This window comes from Paenibacillus hubeiensis (assembly GCF_032334105.1).
Taxonomy (GTDB): domain Bacteria; phylum Bacillota; class Bacilli; order Paenibacillales; family Paenibacillaceae; genus Paenibacillus; species Paenibacillus hubeiensis.
Map to the genome: position 1 here is coordinate 699,438 of NZ_JAVYAE020000001.1, position 17,221 is coordinate 716,658.

Here is a 17,221-nt window from a genome sequence, read left to right on the forward strand (position 1 = left end):
ATCCACGGTGTCTTCGCTTAGTACCTGCCATTGCGCTTTGCTCCGATCAGGACTTTTTCAATAACAGATAGACAAAGTAAGGCACGCCGATCAAGGAAACCATAATGCCGGCCGCGATGCCGTCGGGATCGACGAGATTGCGCCCAATGGTGTCCGCGACAAGCAGCAGCCATCCACCGAGCAAAACGGCGACCGGAATAAATAAGGAACTTCGGGGTCCAACCAACGCTTTGGCAATATGGGGAGCCATCAGGCCGACAAAAGCGATGCCGCCCGTAACCGATACCGCCGAGGCGGCAGCGGCTACGGCGACCAGCACCAACACCAATCTTTCCTTTTCCATGCGCACGCCCAAACCGATTGCGGTTTCTTCATTCAAAGCAAGCAAATCCAGCCTCCCTGCACGAAGCAGCGCAATCGGAAGCAGCACCAGCAGCCAAGGCAGCAAAGCCCATATAAACGGCCAGTCCGTTCCCCAGATGCTGCCCGAGATCCATTTGGCGATAAAATCCACTTTGGTGCGCTCCGCCGCAGAAATGATTACGATCATCACACCGGAGAGCGCCATCGAAAACCCGACGCCGACCAACACCATGCGGATGGGATCGAGTCCTCGCGTACGGCTGTATGAAAAAAGATAGATCAGTGCAGCGGTAACCAGCGAACCCAGCAATGCAGCGAGTGGCAGCATATAGGCCAATGAGCCTGCTTCAAGGGGTGCATACAGAAAAAAGACCGCTACGGCAATCCCGGCACCCGAATTGATCCCGATAATGCCCGGGTCGGCAAGGTCGTTGCGCGTGACGCTCTGCAGGATGGACCCCGAGAGCGCAAGCAGCATGCCTGCCAGAACGGTAATCAAGATTCGAGGCAAGCGCACGGAAAACAGGATGAAATCTTCCTTGAATGTTCCTTGTCCTACAAGGACGGGAAGCAGCCGTTTGACTGACAAAGAAGAATACCCCCAGCTCATGCCGATGACGATGGTTAATGCAATCAGCAGCAAACATGCGAGCAAGATCAGCCGCTGCTTGCGAAGGCGGGCAGACATCATCATGAGAATGCTTTCCCTCCTTTACGCCACACCACAAACAGAAAAAACGGCAGTCCCAGCATGGAGGCAATCGCAACAACCGGTGTTTCGTACGGCGCGTTGATCGTGCGTCCCAACGTTTCGGCCAGCAGCATGAACGCTGCTCCGGCAAAGATGGATAGCGGCAATATGTGCCGATAATCCGTGCCGACCACCTTGCGTACAATATGCGGAATCATGAGCCCTACAAAAACCATATTGCCAATCAGGGCCACCGAAGCGCCGGTGAGGATGATAACCAAAAGGAACAGCATCAATTTGACGAAAACAAGCTTCTGACCCAAACCGGTAGCGACATCGTCGCTCAGGCTGAGAACATTCATTTGATGTGCCAAAAAAGGGACCAGGAACAGGCCGATCAGGATGACCGGACCGATCGTCTGCACCTGCTGCATCGTCGTACCGATCAATCCGCCGGCAGTCCACATGGATACGTCTTTGGATATTTTGAAATAGAGGGTCACCCCATCCGCAATGGCATACATAAATGAAGATACGGCAGCTCCCGCCAGGACGACGCGGAGCGGTGACAGCCTGCCTCGTCCAAAGGCTCCGAGCACGACAACGATGGCTGCGCCAAAGGCGGCTCCGACGAAACATGCGGCCATAATGCCAAAGGTTCCGAGCGACGGCACAAAAACAAAAGCGATGGCCAGCGCCAGATTGGAGCCTGACGTCAGGCCGAGCAGCCCCGGATCGGCGAGTGGATTCCGCGTCACTCCCTGCATGATCGCACCGGATACGGCGAGCGCCGCCCCGATCAGCATGGCCGCGATTTCCCGCGGCAGCCTGATCTCGCGCAAAATCATGACCTGATCATCTGGCTCCGCCGCGGTGAATGCCAGCCATATGCTGCGAAAGTCCGCCTGCTCCGCCCCATACTTCATGGCGAGGACAAAGGATAGAACGAGCACGACCACGCTGCCCGCCAGCTTGATCCAAAAGCGGTTCGAAACATGTTTATTTTTCATGGCGGTTCAAGTTACTTGCCCAGGAATTGTTTTTCAAAGAATTCAAGCTGATACTCCAGGCTGAGCGGATCGTTGAAATAAAACGTTTTGGCATCGGCCTCAAACACCCGGTTGTTTTGCACGGCCGGCACGTTTTTGTAGGTTTCCGTGGTCTGGAAAGTGTTGTCTTCGTCCGTGTTTTTGCTGAAAATCACGTAGTCGCCCATGTAGTCCTTCAGCACTTCGGTCGATACGGCGAAAAATCCGTCCGTTTTAGTTGCTTCTTTCACTTTTTCAGGCATTGCCAGACCAAACTGCCCGTACAGCAGCTCGGTTCCCCGTCCAAAGTTCTCGCCGTACACGTACAGCTGTTTATTGAAGGTTTCGATGACGGATACGGTGGCATCCGCACCGATTTTGGCCTTGATTTCTTCTCCGATTTTTTTGCTGCGTGCATCAAAATCGTCCACCCAGGCTTGAGCTTCGGTTTCCTTGTTCAACAGTTTTCCGATTTCCAGCTGCTGTTCCAGAAAATTCAGCTTGCCGTAAGTGTAGGTTACGGTGGGAGCGATTTGTTTCAACTTGTCCACGTTTTTGATATCCGACTGGCCGATGATCAGGTCGGGATTCAGTTCGATGATTTTCTCCAAGCTTTCGTCCGTCACCGCTTCGGCATCAGCCAGCTTTTCCTTGAAGTTCGGGTTTTCCTTGGACATTTCGTCCACGCCCACCAGCGGAACGCCAAGCTGCATCACATTTCCCGTCAAAAAACGCGTCAGCACGATTACACGCTGCGGATGTGTAGGAACGTCCACAGGTCCATTCTCGGACTCGTATACAAAGGTGTCTCCCGACTTGGCCGAATCGGTGGACGCGGACGAAGTTGCCGCCTCCGTTGTGCCGGAGCCCGCTTGGGCATCCTGGCTGCCGTTGTTTCCGCATGCCGCAAGCAGCATCACCAAGGCAAGTAATACAGGCGCAAAACTCTTTTTCATGGATGACTCTCTCCCCTTTTTGTTTGAACATGAAAATCATTCTCATTAACATAGCTAATTATAGGCATGGCGAATGAAGCTAACCATGCCTTTTTGTTTGCAAAATGACTTGCATTATTGATTCCCCGCCCAAAGCTTGAGCGCCCGTTCAAGCTGAAGACGAACAGAAACGGGATTATACGGAATCCATTCCTCTTGATCCAACACATGCACCCGATTCTGTTTAACCGCGCTCAGACCTTGCCATTCCTCGGAGGCAAAAATCCGCTCGGCATGGGCGGTAGCCCCCTTCTCATCCGGGAACACCATAACCAGAAACCAATTTCCTTCGTACTCCTTCAGTTCCGATCGTTCGATGGAAACGGAATGAAACTCATCCCCGAAATGTTCTATTTCCTGGGCAATCTTTGCCGAAGGCTGCAATCCCAACGAATGGTACAGGACATAACCTGCATTCCTTGCCCCGTAAATTTGCAGCCTTTCCGGTTTGATGACGACAATGGTTACGGTTTCATCAACCACCTTCTGCTCCTGCACCGTCTCCCTTGCCCGTCGTTCTTGTTGTTCGAAATCGGCTAACCAACGCTCTGCTATTTCGCTCTTTCGAATCGCGTGGGCAATCATACGCAAATGTTCTTTCCACCCGAGTTCCATCCATGGAACCTCAATGATCGGGGCGACCGATCTCAATTGCTCGGCAGTCAAACCGGTCTCCCGCAGATGTTGCTTTGCAGCAATGATCAAATCGACGTTTTCCTCCTGCAAAGCAGCTTTTATTTGCTCGGGAGGGGTGTCCATATGAATAAATCGCACGGTTTGCGGAGTCAGCAGACCATCTGCCCTTACGTATTCGCTGCTTTCCGAAATAACGATGGATGGCTCCACGCCAAGCAAAAACAGGTGGCTTGCATATGGCGCAAACCATACTGCAGCCCGTTGAACGTTTCGGGATCGACTATAGGATGAGGGACTTTCTCCCGTCTGGTGTTTGAAACGGCGGCTGAGATAGAATTCGTCCTTGTAGCCTACCTTTAACGCAATGTCCCTTAGGGATAACGTGCTGCCAATGATCAATTCTTTGGCCCGATGCACGCGCAGCTTGGATAAATATTCGTTCGGAGAGAATCCGGTCATCTGCTTGAACAAAATGGAGTAATGAGAACGGCTGACCCCGGCCATCTCGGACAAAAGCTCTGTCGTGATTTTTTCGTTGAAATGGCCTTCCATATAGGCCAAGCTTCGTTCCATCGAGGGCAGATCGGAAAAAGAATCCCCGCTTTCCATACGTTCCAGCAATGCTAGCAAGACCTGGTGAAATACGATCTGATTGCGCATATGCCGGGTCTCGCTTTCGGGCAAGCGATGTATAAACAGTTCTTCCAGCCGGGCCGCAATCGCCGGTGCGTCGATGAAATACTCCACGTTTTTGGCTGAACCAATCATGCTCACCCGGCTCATCGAGCCCTCATGGGTCGTACGTGCCTGGGCTTGCGTGCTGATCGTCAGCATATATATGTGCAGTGGCTGTCCAGACCCGGCCGTCACGACCGCCTTGGCGCCTGGCGGAAGCAAAACAGACGTGCCCTGCGACAATTCATAGGTTTCTTGTTCCCGTTGCAGCGAACCCGCGCCGCTGTTTACCGCCAGCAGCATGGGAACATGTTCATGAATGGTATGGAGCGGCCGATTGGAAGTGAAGTATAGGGATTGAATGCCTTCCATCACAAAATTGGGAAAGTATGATCCCGACCACTCAGAGTTTTTCATTGAGGGTTTCCTCCGTATCGTTAATGACAGTAAGTGTATGATTTAAGGATTAGTCCGTTCATTTGGCTCTGCCCGAGCGGGAATATCCCGTTTGGCAGAGCCGTAATCTATTTTATCATTCGAACCTTGGGACGAATACATCATTTTCGCTTTGCGGCTTCGGCGCAAGTATATGGGCTAACGGGTCGAATGGCAAAAAAACACGCTGCAGGGAGCGTGTTTAAGTTGATGTCTTTGGCGCGGATCGCGTAACTTCAGTCCGTCATGCATTCAAATCCGTGATCGCCGGAACATGGATTTCCTTTACACAAGCTGCGCTGGAGAGACTGACAATACATTTAACGATGGATACGATGTCCTGAACCGGAATACGGGTTCCCCCATACAGGGCAATTGCCTTGTCCGCCCCTTCCTCATAAGGGACTGCGGCAGCCAATTCTCCCGGATTGATGCAGGTTACCGCAATGCCATCTTTGCGAACATGTTCTCTTAGAGCATTGGCGATGCCGCGCAGTCCGAATTTGGAGGCCACAAACGATACTTGTGCATTATTCGTATGCTCCAATCCGGCGGTAGATCCGATCAGAATAATTTTTCCCGCCCCCGACATGCGAACGTTCGGCAATAACGCCTGAATGGCAGTGATGGTCGTGGTGATATTCACATGAACGATGTTGGCGATGTCTGCCGGGTCATCCTTCTCGAAGTCGTAATGCTCCTCGAATCCTGCCTTCTCCCAAATGCCCACGTTATATATCAGAACATCGATCGGTTCAGATGCCAAAGCATCCGTTATTTTCCGTACTGCATCCGGCCGCGCCAGATCCGCTTCGATCCATGTCCGTTTGACGCCATCGTTCAGTGCCAAGCTGCCCGGCTTGCTCCGGGACACGATCCATACTTGATCCCCCTGTTCCGGCAGCCCTTTGACGAATGCATCGCCCAATCCCTTGCTGGCGCCAAAAATGATATAATTTTTCATCTATTTCTCCTTTTTTGAAAGTGATATGGTCGATTTCTAATCTATTATAACCGGATCTATTATAACCGGATGGATTTCCCGTACAAAGAAAGATCGTTCCTCGTTACCCTTGTTGCGATAACTGAAACGATCTTTGGGAAGGGATGGCTTAACGTATCTTCCTGGCCCCGGGGTGTCGCTTGCACCTTACTACACGTTGTTGGTTTAACCACTCTCCTTTTCGTTTGAGTGCAACCTTCGTATCCCTTTAACCGTCTAATAAAGCGCAATAATCAATCACACTAGACCACTGCGAGCGCAGTACCATCTTCCGATCGCTGTTATCCCCAGATTTTTCGAATCCCCTTTTCGAAGGGGAAAATCCGGTGAACAGACTATGCTTCCGATGCAGCTTTCTTTCAGAAAGCTTTTAAGCGAACGCTACGCTTCTTCAGATTGGTTCTGCCTCTCCGTTAACGTGTGGATGTTTTTTCAGTTTATATAATAAGTACTTTTGGGGAAGGAGAGAAAGGGAATTGAAATCGATATTGTCTGTTTTCATTTTGATTCTTCTGGTTACAGGTTGCAACGGCAAAGGTGATCATTCTAAACAATCAACAGAACGGCAAGATGCCCTAAAGACGTCTGAGGCTATCGTCCTTGCAAAACAGGAGTCAAAGGGACAAAAGAAAATTCTTCTTGCGTTGGACACAAAAAATCCCGAGTTACAGTCAAACCTAGAAGAAATTACGGGTCAGACCGTTCAAGAGATTTTAAAGGCGAATAAATATAACTTAGAATGGCTGGATCTTAAAAACATCTCACCGGGAAAAGATGATTTTAATGCCCTGAAGATCGGGGCGAAAATCAATGTTGTTGCTGATAAAGAGCATCTGGATACGATTCCTCCAACATCTATTGCCAAAGAAATAAATATAACAGAATAAAAAAAGGGTTAGTGTGACACGACCATGAAAGCAAACAAATTTCTACATAGCAAAAACCCGCCAAACACTCGGAAATCCTTGTGTTTAGCGGGTTCTTTTGGTATGGAGCCTAGGAGGGCGAACCTGACTTATACAATTAAGTATCCCGAACCTAGGCAAGCGCTGATACATACAGTGTGTAAAAAATACGCTTCAGGAGGTTTTTTACAATGTATTACCATCAACGTTACTGGATTCGTTTTGGATATCGGCAAGAACCAATGGACTTACCAATTAACGGGAAAGTGTCGATACTTTTCAGTGAAACAAATCAATACGTCATTGCAGAGCCAGGCGCAAACAATGTCAACAAACTTATTGCATTTCAACCCAACTCCGATGGATTGGCAGAATTTGAAATGCGACAATTAGGAGGAAATGACAGCAGACTCTTCAATTTGTACTCACCTAGCATGCAACGTTATGTTTCAATAAAGTATGGGTGGTTGACAGCAAGCGAAGCAGGCGCTGGTCCAACTGAAGAATTCACACTTCATACTGAAACATTAGATGGAACTAGCTGGAATGTCATCTTTTCACCAGTTCAACAACACTATATTGGTGTTGATATGAGTAGTCAAAACTACTTACGAGGCTATTTTCCATGTCTTGGTTCTTGGCAACGATTTATCATAGAACCAAAATAGCACCGGAGAAGAATTTTCCTTCCTATTTACCTACTATAAATTCGAATCACAGACATTGGCCCACCACTATTCAACGTACTACAGACATAAAATACTCATTTACTCAATCAAAGGTTGATTCTACGAGAAATATTGTATACACACGCAATTGAAAAATTGAACCGTGATGCAAATCACAATTGCAAGTTAAACACAACCTGTCCCCAACTGAGAAAAAATGTAGAATGACTCATTTTAATATCACAGAAAAAAAGAAAAACCCTTATATACAAAGGGTTTCAACAGTTCAATATGTATGGAGCCTAGGGGGATCGAACCCCTGACCTCATCGCTGCCAGCGATGCGCTCTCCCACGTTTGTCTAAATCACTACCATTAACATCCCCGAGAAGTTCATGTATTTTCAGTTTTATTTTTAGGTCTACTGAATCTCTGTAGACCGTCACAGTGTCAATTACACTATTCAGCATCATTTTCTTTTTCTCCAATGGGGCATCTTGGAATGTCTCTTTCCACACTGGAATTGATTTTACCAAATTCTCCATTTCCGATTGCTCAATCTTCTTGTGAAGAGACTGCGCTTCGATTTTATCCAGTTCTGCCTTTGTTGCCTCAACTTCATTTTGCTTTTCTTCTATTAAAGAGTTAAGCAGTTCTGGTTTGAATGCACTCTTGCCAGCAATGCTTTTTGCTACCTCGCCCATTAATGTCGCCAACTCTTTTTCCAAAGCGGTAAACTGCTTTCTTAACAACTTCGCTTTATTCTCTTCTATATTAGTGTTTGATTTTTGAATTCTCTTCAATTCCTCGGACACGTCGACAGTCCTCAATTGCCCTAAGAACGAAAACAATTCATCAAGAACAGTTTCTTCGATCTTTACTTGGGAATAGGTCGTTTGTCCTTCGCAGTCCACTTTGTTTAATGCCTTTCCGGTACAACGGTATTTGGCTTGGCGCCATTTTTGCTCCGTTCCATCTTTCAAGGTGTACTTTTTAGAGTTGTATGTCGTCGTCATGGCTGAACCGCAGTATCCACATCTAATCATACCAACAAGCAAAAGTGGGCTGCTTGATATCAGAATCTTCTCAATCTCTGGTTTGTTGGTATTCTCTTGGTTTCGGGATGTCCTGATTTCCTGAACTCGATCCCACATCGGTTCCGGGACCGTTATAAGATGTCCAATTGCTTCGTCGGGACCAACCCAGTTATCTTTTGAAGCAGTCTTCATCTTACCTTCGTCGTCTTTTCTTTTTTTTCCAAAAGCAGGCTTTCCCTTGTACAACGGATTACTGAGTATGAAATTTATAGCACTGGCTGTCCATTTACCGCCTGTTGCGGTTGTTATATTCACCTCGGGATCGTTCAGGTATTTGGCGATACGATTAGCTCCATAACCTTGTGAGTACACTAAATCGTACATCATATATGCAATGGGATTTGTATCCTCGTCTTTTACCATCTGGAGCAGTTCTTTCCCTTTTTTGTTGAACACTCCTGACGGAATAAGCTTGTATCCATACCCCACGCCACCCCCGCGATATAAACCATCCTCAGCCATTTGAATGTGATTTTCGGTTACACGGATAGATGTCTTTTTACTTTCGCCACCTGCCTGCCAGAACCGTATGTAGTTCGTCAGGTGATCAGTATGCTGCTCAAATTTCTGTTGACCTTCCATCACAGACCAAACCTGTACACGCTTTGCGAACCATTCAACCACAAATGGTGTTTCATCTTCTTTGCGGCCTAATCGGTCAAACATGAAACACAACAAGACGTCATACAAACCATTCTCTGCATCTATCTTGGCTTCTTGGATTTTGTCTCGATCATTTGCGGAAACCCATAGACCCGATACACCTTTTTCGACATATTCTTTAACGAAAACCCAACCCATACGCTCATAAAACTCCTGGCACGATCTTCGCTGTGAAGGTATATCATCTTTGGTTAACTGCTTGTTGGTCGACACCCTATAAAAGGTGGCAACCCGTAATTTCCTTGTTAAATCAGGATTTTTCCGATTAATCACTACCATAAAACGCGCCTCCTAGTTAGTCAGGATAACTACCATAGAAAATAAACTATAACTGAATCTTTTGCAATTAATATTTTTTTTGCTTGCATAATTAATAATTTTTTTATATACTACGAAGGTAGTCTTCTTTACGGGGAATTAGCTCAGTCTGGGAGAGCGCTTCGCTGGCAGCGAAGAGGTCAGGGGTTCGAGCCCCCTATTCTCCATTAAAAAAAGCCCAACGTCATGTTGGGCTTTTTGTTTTGTCCAGACATTGCCGCAAATGTTCATTAGTGAGCATATCAATCAACTGTTCTACGACCGATTCATTTTCCTCATTCGCAAATTGTATGTTCACCCACATTTTTGTTTTTTCATTGAACCTTCTTATTAACTGCTTTTCTTGATCTACCATGTATCGTTTATTATCGATGATAACCTCATTTACCACCATCTCCAGTAGGCCCATCTCCCTCCTTCTTCGGTTTGTACACGACAATCCGTAAGATCAATGCCAAGTTCAAAAACGCGCTTTTTCGAATGTCAATATATTTCGGTGCGCTGATAGGTGGCTGAAAAGTGAATAAATAGACCTTTTGATCGGTGAGATATTTATACTCGTTTGTCATGTAACGTTCTTCAATCAAGAATCTTTCCATACGAGGAAGGCGTTTGACAGCCCGTTCAACCCGTTCGCAATAATTGCTTCTATATTCTTCTTGATCGGCGTTATATATGGCGATACTGGCCGTTTGATCACTTGTTTGGTTAGTGGGCCCGTGAAATCGTTCAGTGTAACCAGGTGTTATACTCGCCTCGCGTGATTCAAACATCATGTACTTGTATATCCTGTATTTCTCCAATGCTGACTCTACAGCCTCGGATGTAGCTTTACTATCAATGTCCGGCAAAACTGATTCTTGACCCACTGTATCACCTCAATGTAAGAATGGTTCCCCGACCGGAGCCGGGGATTAAAACTTTATTTAGAACGGCAGATCGTCGTCCGAGACAGGCACTTTCTTGCCGTCCTGAGTCGTTGCTATGATACTGGCAGCAGCGTCCTGTTCATCGAGCGGAATCTTTGCCTGATTCGGATCGGAGATTAAGATGTTTCCCTCTGCATCGGTTTTCGGACCCTGCTGCCCGCCCTGTTCCTCTTCCTCGTTTACGTCGGCTGTTTCAAGCGTAAGCTGCTCGACATTCACCTCTTTGATTGCGAGGGCCAGACGCTTCACGTCCTCACTGACTGCACCATGGCGAGTAATGACAGCATAGAATGCTTCGATGTCTGGCGGTAACGTTTTGAGCAACGGACGGCCGTCATCAGCCTCAATGACGTCTTTATTTTTATCCTTCTTCACATCCAATCCAAACAGTGCGTGATCCAGCACATACCGCTTCTGAGGGTCCGCCATCTGGTTCCACATATCCGCATTCAGATATAAGATCGCATCGTACTCCATGACCATGCGAATTGCCTCATTAAGAACAGACACACCACTGAATTTTGTTTTACCTTTGGATTTCCATCCACCGTGTTTCATCATGATCAAAAATTCGTTATCTCTCAAATGCGGATGATGTTTTTGGATCATATCTTTGAGCAGCGCGTTCGTTTCACTAGTTGCCTCGGTATGGAATTTATCGTTTGCCATGGGTGGTTCCCCTCTCATTTTTGAATTGGTTGATTAATAGAATAAGGGCGTTGTTTACTGTGGATTCGGGTCCGCTTCCGTTCCTTCGGGGACCCATTCGACCAGTCCCTCAAAGATTTCCGGATCGATTCCGTAGAGAGTAGCTGCTGCCTCAACACCGTCGGCGAAGTCCTGGTTTTTCGCTCCCTTGTACATTTCCCGCAAATGATCCTCAAGCGATGGTTCAACCGTTACCTGGTCTGGGTTGTACAGCAACAACGCCATTTGGTCGATGCTCAGGCTGTTGAGCGCGTCAACACTCCAATACTTTTTCCCCAAGTTGTCGGAATGCTCTTTCATGATCTGAGCCGCCGCCTTGTTTTTCAGTAGGTCTTTAACCCCTTCGAATTGCTCTTGTGTCACCATTGTTTGCATGCTCCGTTCCTCCCAATCTCGTATTGGTTTATTCGAATTGCATTAGGCATCGTTGGACCCTATATCCTCCTTGGTAGGGAGAGGCAACAGCCCAACCCTAAACGTTTGGGTAATTTTTAATATGCTCCGGGATCTGGTCGTACTTTTCTTGCCACAACTCGTTTGCAACATTCAGGACATACTCTTTTTCCATGTTTTTGATCACTTCTTGTGCAGCTCGTTCAAATTCTGTGTCTCTTCTGTAATATGTCAGGCCGCGAAGCATGTCAGAAACCTTGAACTGATGCGCCTCACCAACTGCTTCAACAATGGCTCTCGCTTGCTGTAGGCCCGTTATAGTCTTCATTGGTTCCCCTCTCCTTCCTGACTCAAAGCCAAATACTGCTCTAAAATGTCCTGAGCTGGTATATAGGATTCACGTTGGAGATAGTACAGAACGTCTTGCATAATTCTCCGAACCGCTTCTGCCTGCTTCTGTGCCTCTTCAAGCTCAATGCGAAGACTTTTAATTTCAAGCAACTGCTTGTTCGTCATATTCTGCAACCTGTTCATTTCCCTACCTTGTTGTTCAATAAGTGTTGCGCATGCATCAAGCTCCTTGCGGAGCCGTTCGCCTGACGCTCGTGGTTGACTTTGTTCTTTTCGAGGTATGCTGCCTCGATCTGTTCCAGTGTGAATCCGAAACGCTGTTGCCCGAGAGCGAAGAAAATATTGAATGCCATTCGGAACGATGTGAAGGTTGAATATCGGCTGAAATCTATCCCAATTGCTCCAGTGTGATAAATCAATCTGGATATAACCTTTGTCGTGCTGCCTTCCAGATAGTCATCAATGATTGTAAGGTCCTCTTTGGCCAGACCCAGTTGACGTGCGATGCTCAGGAAGAAATGCAGGCAATCGACATATTCCTCAAGCAACCGCCCCCATCTCGGGGCCTGATCGTTGCTCCAATGCTTGAACCCGCGCCATTCGTTTGCCATTTCGCCCAATTCCACTAGCAAAGCCAGGATCGTGTTAGGGAGCAAGTCTTGCCCTCGCAGCCCCTTTTCTTCGATGATCCGCGCATCCAACATCTTCTGCATTTCGAACAATTTAGCGATGTTCATACCCTTCCAGCCTCCTCGATCTCGGCCGCCGTCGCTGGCCGGATCACAAATTTTTTATCTCCAATGTGCAGCATGTGCGGCTCAGTCAACTTGTAAATTGCGGCTTCCGTTGCGTCGAAACCCTGTGCAATTTGGTCGGCCGTCTTGTATTCCGTTCCTTCTGTCCCATCGACCGTAACCATCTTCAATCCGTCCCACACTTCCCTTATCTCTTCTGCCTTGATCAAAACTTGGTTGATCATTGGTTTGCTGATACGTGGGTGGCAGCTCATGGCGTCTGTCATGTGCTCAATTGCCTTGGCATAAGCCCGGGTATGCAACTGGTTCATCCAGATCCAAAACCCTTCTTTAGTCATAGATTTCGCTTTCTGGAACACCCGTCGTTTCTGATCATCGTTCATGCAGAATGCTCCTTTCTGGCTAAAATAAGCACGTCTGTTCTGTATTTTGGGCATGACTGCCCGCCGTACGAGACTTCCCCCGCCGTTGGTTCGGTTTTTCGGTTTTCTTACTCTTCTTTTCCTTTGGAGTCGGTTTGATAATTGATTGGATGATTTCCTGCTGATATTTTGGATAATCGCTTAGCGGTTTGCCTTGACGCACCCGATAGACCGCTTCGCAAATTTTAGCGATGATGAATGCATCCACAACGTTGTTATTTGGGTGAGAGTAACCGAAGTGTTCGAGAGCACCGGCAGCCATGGCTTCTTTCTTTTCTTTCTCACCTTCAAGGCGCACTTTCTTCCCATCCACTAATTTGAATCCAGTTACTCGGACATATTTTTTGACTGCGGTTGGTTGAATTGATTCGAAACTCAAACCTTTCCTTGTAATCATATCTTCAAGTCCACCATGGATTTTAGCTGTAGTGATCAGCCTTGGAGTCTTATTCGCAATCCCTTCTTTTAGAACCACATCACCTGACTCCAAGAGTTTAAACAATTGATTCTGTAGAGAGACTCTCTGTTCAAGAGTTATGCCGCCAGGCTGATCCTTTCCGCGACCTCTGAAACTCGTTTCAACCACGGGATTTCCGTCCTCATCCAAGGCGACAACCCCCGTTTCGGTGGCCGGGTCAATTCCCACAAACCGCACTGCCCACACCCCCAATAAACCGTCTATATTTAACGCCTATAGCTTTTATAATCCGGCCGACATGCGCCTGGGAGATACCAAGTTCAACTCCAATATCTCTTTGCACATACCCGTGCATTCTCAACTCCAACGCTCTCCGTTCCCTCTCAGACAGGGTATTCATGAATTCCTCAACATCGAGTGAGCTTTGGTCGTCGATCCGACCGACCATATCCTCAAGCGTGGTGGTTTCCTCTTCGTCAATTGAGCGGCTGAGCGACATAACGACAGGGTTGATCAATAGGTCTCTTCCCGCCTGTACTTCGGCAATATCGATATTCAAAATCCTACTGATTTCGCTATCCGTTTTATCGAGCAAATCCTTTCCTATCAACTTTCCTCTGAGTTCGAATATCCTTCGTGTTGGCCGGATCGTGAAACTCTTGTCGCGGTAATAGTTCGTGATTCTCCCCTTTATGTTTGCGACTGCATGGGTTGTCATCGCGCCTTTTTCCGGGTCATATGTCATGTAGCACCGCAACAGCCCCATCATGCCTTCTTGAAACAAATCATCGTTATCAACGAACGCATGATATTTGGTTCGCCTCATTACCATCCACACAAGACGTTGATTTTTCTGTAAGAACTCTTCACAATCACCCAAATGCGGGTTATAAAATCGCTGCCCTTTCACTCGCTCCCCTCCTGTCAATCATCCAGCCAGGATGATACTTTTGTTTGCTGTCTCTGCGGCTCTGTACGCTTTGCTGGCACTGTTTCTGGTTGTGGCTTGGTGTTTGGCTTGTGCTGCACTCGTACCTCTGAAACAGGCGCTGAGAAGTCCTGATAAGCCCATCCCATCTGATCGTAATATGCCGCCCTCGTTGGGTTTGTTTGTACCTCTCGACCCCGGCTGTAAATCTGAACAAGTTCGGCAGTCCGCTCAAGTATAAGTTTTTGCTTTTCTACCCCATCACCGAGCGGATCGGGGTTTTCGATCTCTTCTGTCAACCGCTGCATACCTTGAATTGCCTTCACAAGTTGCTCGTCGTTCTCAATTCTTCGACTCATGAAGCCAGCCCCTTGTCCTTACGTGTTTTCCTGATCTCATCCGTAATGTTCAGCAGTGCTTGACGCGGCTTATCGAATATCACACTAACAGTTCCTGTTCCACAGTTCCGGCCTTTGGCAACGATCATGTCCATAATCCCCTTACGGCTGCTTTCTGCGTTGTAATAGTCATCCCGGTAAAGGAATATCACTACATCAGCGTCGCTTTCGATATTCCCGCAATCTCTGATGTCGGACATGACCGGACGTTTATCTGTTCGCTCATCTACCTTGCGGCTCAATGCTGCCAGGCAGACGACCGGAATATTAAACTTCCGCGCGATTTGTTTTAGTTCGTAGCTGATATATTTATACATCTCCCGCTCGCTGGTGAATGTTTTCTCGCTGCGCAGATGCTGCAGGTAATCAACATAAAGCGTGAGATTCGGGAATTTGCGTACCAGTTTTGAAACCTTTCTACGGATCGATTCAATGGTCGGGGCCGGTGTATCATCAATGTATATTTCTCTGCCCTCGATAATTTCAGCAGCCAATCCGTAACGTTCCCAATCCGTCTCAGTCATTTGTCCCGACTTCATGTGTGCAAGGTCGATCCGTCCGGCGCCGGCTATCATCCGTTCCAAAATATTCATCGTCCCATCCTCGCCGGATATGAGTAGGGAAGCCGATCCGTCAGCTGTAGCAGCCAGAATGTCATTGCAAATCCATGCTGTTTTACCTACGGACGGCCGGGCACCGATCACAATGAAATCTCCTTTCTGGTGACCTTTGGTTAGCTTATTCAGGTCCTCTGAGAAGCTTTTTCGTCCAGTGATTCCATCAGGATTCTGTGAACGTTTAAAGATCGTGGATATATGGCTTTGGATCATGTCTGAAATTTTGACCACATCACTGCCGCTTGTCGTCCTGGATTCTATACTGGCTATCCGGTCCATCTCAGTTTGCATTTCAGACAGGCTTCCTTGGGATGCAAGACGAAGACTTGCCTGTTCAATCTCCCGTTGTACATGCGCTTCATTTACAACTTGTTCGTAATGCTTGAACATGGACGTGGTAGCCACGGATTCAAGAACCTTTACGAGATATGAAATGCCGCCGACCTTATTGATCCTTTCGCCCCAATGCCTCGCCATGACAACCAGATTGAAAGGATCAGGTTCGTCACTAAATTTCTGGTGCGCATACTGTAACGCTTCAAACAAAAGACCATGATTCCATTCCGGAGAAAACGAATCGAAAGCAAGCACACACTCATCCATGAGTTTTTTGTCCTTCATGATCGAACCGAGAACGTTTATCTCCGCTTCGTACAGGTAGTTATATTCACTCAAGGACATCACCGCCTACGGTCCTTTTCTTCACGAGTCCTTCAAGCTTTGCCCTGATATGATCCGGCATCGGGACGACTTTGTTTTTTTCGTGATATTCCTGTAACGCGATTTGTTGCTCCTGTTGTTCGATTGCCTGTATGTCGTATACGGAGAGTTTAGGTCTGTTGAAGTAATCCCCGGCAAGATTAGCAGGCTTCGGCGGGAATTCACTTAACCGTAGGTGTTCTTTCAGGTTCTGTTGTGCCACTTCGAACGGCACTTCCCCGACCAGCTCAAACCAAATACCAAATGTAATCTCGTCGTCAACCGAGAAGCTTGGGTGTACTCGCTTGGCTATTGTCAGGAGTAACGTCAATTCTGCCTCCGTCACCGATCATCCCTCCCAATTTCTTTTCAAGGAATGAAGGCTGCTTTTGACCCTTTTTCATTTTTGCGAGGTGTTCCTCGTATTTCATTCGGAGCCAGCCGCCTTTTTTGAAGACTGCATAATCGCTTGCGTAAAATTTATCAACGGAAAGTTTATAAGAGCTGAGCACATCTACCATCCAGGTGAGTCCTTCCTCCCCGAACTCATTCAGCAGTTTTGCATGCTCTTCCGGCTTGAGCCATACTTCATCTGCATACTCCTGCTTGCCTTCACGACTCTTTGCCAGCTTGGTTTTAGAAGCCATTTCTTTAGCAGCTCCCTTATTGTTTTTATTATCTTTCTTTATACTTTCTTTCTTTTCTTTCTTGGGTGGTCTATTGTCCACCAGTTCCGGTGTATAATCGTCCACCTGATAGGTGGATAACTGTCCACCAGTAGATTCAAGTTTTTGCGGTGGACGATTGTCACCCACTAGCCATTGATCCGTGTATTTATTGAAACCGATATAGCGGCCGTGTTTTCCCTGCGCTGGCCTATGAACCGTCAACACTTTTATATCTAAGAGGTGGTTGAGTTCCTTCTTAACGCCGCGCAGATCGCTTTGTAAAGCTGTAGCAAGGTACGTAGCTGACAACTCGGCTGATTTCCGATGCCACCCATATGTTTGGCGCCAGACAATCAGGAGAATGCGAAGTTGTGTGCCGTTGAATTTGTGCCTTGCTACCTCCTCGATGATCTCATTCGCCACTTGGGTGTATTTCTCAGAAAACCCCGGTCCTGCCAT

The 17,221-nt window shown here is 47.4% G+C and carries 20 protein-coding genes, 2 tRNA genes and 1 pseudogene; 3 read left to right on the forward strand and 20 right to left on the reverse strand.

Annotated features, from left to right (window positions below; genetic code table 11):
• Positions 1 to 46 precede the first annotated feature (46 nt).
• The 5 genes from RSX24_RS03220 to RSX24_RS03240 all read right to left on the reverse strand — a co-directional run bounded on the left by RSX24_RS03220 (position 47) and on the right by RSX24_RS03240 (position 5,787).
• Positions 47 to 1,057: a FecCD family ABC transporter permease gene (locus tag RSX24_RS03220; protein WP_236418445.1), complete on the reverse strand. Its 1,011-nt coding sequence runs from the start codon at positions 1,055 to 1,057 to the stop codon at positions 47 to 49.
• Positions 1,054 to 2,064, reverse strand: a complete 1,011-nt coding sequence (locus tag RSX24_RS03225; protein ID WP_343259639.1) for a FecCD family ABC transporter permease — start codon at positions 2,062 to 2,064, stop codon at positions 1,054 to 1,056. Before RSX24_RS03225 ends, RSX24_RS03220 begins: the two co-directional genes overlap by 4 nt.
• Before the next feature lie 11 nt (positions 2,065 to 2,075).
• Entirely contained in the window at positions 2,076 to 3,038 is a 963-nt protein-coding gene (locus tag RSX24_RS03230; RefSeq protein ID WP_343259640.1) for an iron-hydroxamate ABC transporter substrate-binding protein, read from the reverse strand.
• 114 nt (positions 3,039 to 3,152) lie between these two features.
• A complete protein-coding gene (locus tag RSX24_RS03235; RefSeq protein WP_343259641.1) occupies positions 3,153 to 4,805 on the reverse strand; it encodes a helix-turn-helix domain-containing protein in 1,653 nt (550 codons plus the stop codon).
• Between the two features lie 262 nt (positions 4,806 to 5,067).
• A complete protein-coding gene (locus tag RSX24_RS03240; RefSeq protein ID WP_343259642.1) occupies positions 5,068 to 5,787 on the reverse strand; it encodes an SDR family NAD(P)-dependent oxidoreductase in 720 nt (239 codons plus the stop codon).
• 515 nt (positions 5,788 to 6,302) lie between these two features.
• Between RSX24_RS03240 and RSX24_RS03245 the strand changes: the two genes are divergently transcribed.
• Entirely contained in the window at positions 6,303 to 6,713 is a 411-nt protein-coding gene (locus RSX24_RS03245; RefSeq protein ID WP_343259643.1) for a hypothetical protein, read from the forward strand.
• A 209-nt stretch (positions 6,714 to 6,922) separates the two neighbouring features.
• Positions 6,923 to 7,399, forward strand: a complete 477-nt coding sequence (locus RSX24_RS03250) for a hypothetical protein (RefSeq protein ID WP_339277200.1) — start codon at positions 6,923 to 6,925, stop codon at positions 7,397 to 7,399.
• Positions 7,400 to 7,695: 296 nt separating this feature from the next.
• On the opposite strand, the gene RSX24_RS03255 is transcribed toward RSX24_RS03250, so the two are convergent.
• Together RSX24_RS03255 and RSX24_RS32275 are read right to left on the reverse strand one after the other, a co-directional pair.
• Positions 7,696 to 7,782, reverse strand: a tRNA-Ala gene (locus tag RSX24_RS03255).
• Between the two features lie 476 nt (positions 7,783 to 8,258).
• Positions 8,259 to 9,437 (reverse strand): annotated as a pseudogene (locus RSX24_RS32275) (recombinase family protein); the annotation flags it as partial.
• A 132-nt stretch (positions 9,438 to 9,569) separates the two neighbouring features.
• On the opposite strand from RSX24_RS32275, the gene RSX24_RS03260 reads away from it, so the two are divergent.
• Positions 9,570 to 9,643, forward strand: a tRNA-Ala gene (locus tag RSX24_RS03260).
• A gap of 213 nt (positions 9,644 to 9,856) precedes the next feature.
• On the opposite strand, the gene RSX24_RS03265 is transcribed toward RSX24_RS03260, so the two are convergent.
• The 13 genes from RSX24_RS03265 to RSX24_RS03325 form a co-directional block, all read right to left on the reverse strand.
• Positions 9,857 to 10,345, reverse strand: a complete 489-nt coding sequence (locus tag RSX24_RS03265) for an ArpU family phage packaging/lysis transcriptional regulator (RefSeq protein ID WP_343259644.1) — start codon at positions 10,343 to 10,345, stop codon at positions 9,857 to 9,859.
• A gap of 57 nt (positions 10,346 to 10,402) precedes the next feature.
• Positions 10,403 to 11,074, reverse strand: coding sequence for a putative metallopeptidase (locus RSX24_RS03270; protein WP_343259645.1), 672 nt, complete (start codon positions 11,072 to 11,074; stop codon positions 10,403 to 10,405).
• Positions 11,075 to 11,128: 54 nt separating this feature from the next.
• The gene (locus RSX24_RS03275) at positions 11,129 to 11,488 is read right to left on the reverse strand and encodes a hypothetical protein (protein ID WP_343259646.1); all 360 of its coding nucleotides are present in this window, start codon (positions 11,486 to 11,488) and stop codon (positions 11,129 to 11,131) included.
• 97 nt (positions 11,489 to 11,585) lie between these two features.
• Entirely contained in the window at positions 11,586 to 11,834 is a 249-nt protein-coding gene (locus RSX24_RS03280) for a hypothetical protein (RefSeq protein ID WP_343259648.1), read from the reverse strand.
• The gene (locus RSX24_RS03285; protein WP_343259649.1) at positions 11,831 to 12,022 is read right to left on the reverse strand and encodes a hypothetical protein; all 192 of its coding nucleotides are present in this window, start codon (positions 12,020 to 12,022) and stop codon (positions 11,831 to 11,833) included. The genes RSX24_RS03280 and RSX24_RS03285 overlap by 4 nt, the downstream gene beginning before the upstream one ends.
• Positions 12,023 to 12,036: 14 nt before the next feature.
• On the reverse strand, positions 12,037 to 12,594 hold the full coding sequence (locus RSX24_RS03290; protein ID WP_343259650.1) for a dUTP diphosphatase: 558 nt from the start codon (positions 12,592 to 12,594) through the stop codon (positions 12,037 to 12,039).
• Positions 12,591 to 12,995, reverse strand: a complete 405-nt coding sequence (locus tag RSX24_RS03295; protein WP_343259651.1) for a hypothetical protein — start codon at positions 12,993 to 12,995, stop codon at positions 12,591 to 12,593. The genes RSX24_RS03290 and RSX24_RS03295 overlap by 4 nt, the downstream gene beginning before the upstream one ends.
• 19 nt (positions 12,996 to 13,014) lie before the next feature.
• On the reverse strand, positions 13,015 to 13,641 hold the full coding sequence (locus RSX24_RS03300; RefSeq protein ID WP_343259652.1) for a hypothetical protein: 627 nt from the start codon (positions 13,639 to 13,641) through the stop codon (positions 13,015 to 13,017).
• Positions 13,642 to 13,669: 28 nt separating this feature from the next.
• Positions 13,670 to 14,362 carry a sigma-70 family RNA polymerase sigma factor gene (locus RSX24_RS03305; protein ID WP_343259653.1) on the reverse strand — a complete coding sequence of 231 codons (693 nt, stop codon included), beginning with the start codon at positions 14,360 to 14,362 and terminating at the stop codon, positions 13,670 to 13,672.
• Between the two features lie 14 nt (positions 14,363 to 14,376).
• Positions 14,377 to 14,739, reverse strand: coding sequence for a hypothetical protein (locus tag RSX24_RS03310; RefSeq protein WP_343259654.1), 363 nt, complete (start codon positions 14,737 to 14,739; stop codon positions 14,377 to 14,379).
• The gene (locus RSX24_RS03315) at positions 14,736 to 16,070 is read right to left on the reverse strand and encodes a replicative DNA helicase (RefSeq protein ID WP_343259655.1); all 1,335 of its coding nucleotides are present in this window, start codon (positions 16,068 to 16,070) and stop codon (positions 14,736 to 14,738) included. Before RSX24_RS03315 ends, RSX24_RS03310 begins: the two co-directional genes overlap by 4 nt.
• A complete protein-coding gene (locus tag RSX24_RS03320; RefSeq protein WP_343259656.1) occupies positions 16,063 to 16,440 on the reverse strand; it encodes a replicative helicase loader/inhibitor in 378 nt (125 codons plus the stop codon). Before RSX24_RS03320 ends, RSX24_RS03315 begins: the two co-directional genes overlap by 8 nt.
• Positions 16,373 to 17,221, reverse strand: coding sequence for a replication protein (locus RSX24_RS03325; protein WP_343259657.1), 849 nt, complete (start codon positions 17,219 to 17,221; stop codon positions 16,373 to 16,375). Before RSX24_RS03325 ends, RSX24_RS03320 begins: the two co-directional genes overlap by 68 nt.